The sequence below is a fragment of the Nonomuraea sp. NPDC003201 genome, assembly GCF_053590415.1.
In genome coordinates this window covers 1-2,424 of record NZ_JBSFTC010000658.1, presented here as the reverse complement: position 1 = coordinate 2,424, position 2,424 = coordinate 1, and the positions used below count along the sequence as shown (strand labels likewise).

The 2,424-nt window shown below is 75.2% G+C and carries 3 protein-coding genes; all 3 read right to left on the bottom strand.

What is annotated here, in order from left to right; translation table 11 throughout:
• Window positions 1-298 (bottom strand): hypothetical protein (locus tag ACWDX9_RS62405; RefSeq protein ID WP_449973299.1); only part of this gene is annotated, 298 nt, incomplete at its 3' end.
• 93 nt (window positions 299-391) lie between these two features.
• A complete protein-coding gene (locus tag ACWDX9_RS62400; RefSeq protein WP_449973298.1) occupies window positions 392-1,033 on the bottom strand; it encodes a response regulator in 642 nt (213 codons plus the stop codon).
• Window positions 1,008-2,276, bottom strand: a complete 1,269-nt coding sequence (locus ACWDX9_RS62395) for a GAF domain-containing sensor histidine kinase (protein WP_449973297.1) — start codon at window positions 2,274-2,276, stop codon at window positions 1,008-1,010. The genes ACWDX9_RS62400 and ACWDX9_RS62395 overlap by 26 nt, the downstream gene beginning before the upstream one ends.
• Window positions 2,277-2,424 lie beyond the last annotated feature (148 nt).

Genomic DNA, 2,424 nt, shown 5'->3' with positions numbered 1-2,424 from the left:
CGGCGACGTGGAGCGCCGCCCCGACCGTCGCCGCCGACGCGACCAGGCCCAGCAGCGCCAGGACCACGGCGGCCGGCGCGCGGCCGGCGTGGCGGGGTCCCCAGGCGGACAGGTCGCGGTACACCAGCGAGACGGCCACGACGGCGAGCCACGCACCGGTGCCGCGGACGAACCCGAGGGCCGGCCCGCCCGCCAGCCGTCCGGCCGGGCACAGGACCGGCTCGCCCGCCAGGCACCCGGCCAGGCAGAGCGCCGACGACGCCAGCAGGCACAGCCCGCCGGCCACCCGCGTCCTCATGACCGCCAGCGTCGGCGCCATCGCGTCCCGGCGTCACGGGGCAGATGTCCCTGCCTTACCGGGAGGCCGCACCGGGTTACTTCGGGGCCGGGTTCATCGGGGTTCGCCGCCGAGTCCCGCTTCGCGGGCCCGGACGATGGCCGCCGAGCGGTCGGTGACGTGCAGCTTCGTCAGGACGTTCGAGACGTAGTTGCGTACGGTCTTGCCGCTCACGCCGAGCCGCTGGGCGATCGCCATGTTGTCCAGGCCGCGGGCGACGAGCCCGAGGACCTCGTGCTCGCGCTCGGTGAGCTGCGGGAACGGCGACGCCACCGCGACCCGGGCGAAGTGGGCCAGGATGCGCGCGGCCACACCGGCGCCGAAGACCGCCTCGCCGCGGGCGACCGCGCGTACCGCGGCCACGATCTCCTCGGGCCCGGCGCCCTTGAGCGCGTACCCGTGGGCGCCCGCGCGCAGGGCGGCCAGGACGTTCTCGTCGTCGTCGTACATGGTCAGGATCAGCGAACGGGTGGGCAGGCCGGCGGCGCGCATCCGGGAGGTGACCGTGAGGCCGTCGCCGTCAGGCATGTTCACGTCGAGCACGGCGACGTCGGGCCGGTGCTCGACGGCCAGGCGCAGGGCGTCCCCGCCGGTGGCGGCCACGGCCAGCACGGTCATCCCGGCCTCGGCGTCGAGCAGGGCCCGCAGGCCCGACACGAAGACGGGGTGGTCATCGGCGAGGATCAGCCTGATCATGGTCCCCTCCCAGGCTCGTCGGCAGAAAGGCGCGGATGTGGGTGCCGCCGCCGGGCGGGGAGCGCATCGACCAGGCCCCGCCCACCTCGGCGGCCCGTTCCCGCATGGAGCGGATCCCCACGCCGGCCGTCCGATCGGGGTCGAGCCCGCGGCCGTTGTCCCGCACCGTCACCTCCACGCCGCCGTCCGACGGCGTGACCGTGGCGGTGCAGTGGGTCGCCTCGCTGTGGCGGACCGCGTTCGTGATCGCCTCGACGGCGATCCGGTAGGCCGCCGTCTCGACCGCGGCAGGCAGCGCGGGCAGCGGTTCGGCGCCGACGACCTCGATGGACATGGCGCCCGACAGGGCCGCCGCCCGCGCCCGGATCGCGCCGACGACGCCGAGCTCGTCCAGCGCGGGCGGGCGCAGCGCCTCGACGAGGCGCCGCACATCGGTCAGCGACGCGGCCGCCTCCGCGGAGATCTCGTCGAGCAGCGGACGCGCCGCCGAGCCGGGCGGTACGTCCCGCGCGGCGAGGCCGGCCTTGATCCGGATCGCGGCCAGGGTCGGGCCGAGACCGTCGTGCAGGTCGCGGCGTAAGCGGCGGCGCTCGTCCTCGCGCGAGGCCACGACCTCGGCGCGGGACCTGACCAGGTCGTCGTGCAGCCGTACCGCCTGCACCGCGGTGCCCACCTGCTGCGCCAGGGAGGCGATCAGGCCGAGGTCGACGGGGTCGAGCGGGTCGTCGCTGCCGCGGGCCGAGACGCGCAGGTGCCCGATGAGCGTGCCGTGGTAGCGCAGCGGCTCGACGTGCACCTCGCCGACGGGGACGCCGTACTGCGTGGCCAGGTGACCGGCGCCGGAGCCGTCCACCAGGTCGATGGCCGCGTGCGGGACGCGCAGCGACCGGGCCACGGTCTCGACGATCGCGGGCAGCACGTCGGCGGGCAGCAGCACCGCCTGCAAGCGGGTGCCGAGGCGGGTCAGCGCCGCGGACGGGTCGTGGCGGTCGCCGTACATCACCCGGTTGACCGTGCTCTGCGCCAGCGCGCGCAGTGGCGCCAGCGCGAGCGCCGCACCGGCCGCGGTGAGCGCGGCCGCCACCGGCTGCGACAACCCCAGCCCGCTGACCAGCAGCGCCACGACGGCCGCGTACCCGGCGACCAGGATCGCGACCACGCTGGCGTACACGAGCGACCGGTTCGCCAGCCGCTCGATGTCGAACAGGCGATGGCGGCGTAACGCCACCCCGATCCCGGCCACGAACGGCAGCCCCGACAGCCCGAGGGCTCCCGGCGGCAGGGGGCGCGCCGCGGCGAGCAGTACACATCGGAAGAGAGTCGATGAGGGAAAGAGTGTAAAGATGGCGGTGTATATCTCTGTGGTCGCCGTAACATTAAAAAAAGATAGT

What these genes read in the sequence shown, in the direction of transcription:
- ACWDX9_RS62400 (WP_449973298.1), bottom strand. Translation starts at nt 1,033, where the DNA reads ATGATCAGGCTGATCCTCGCCGATGACCACCCCGTCTTCGTGTCGGGC.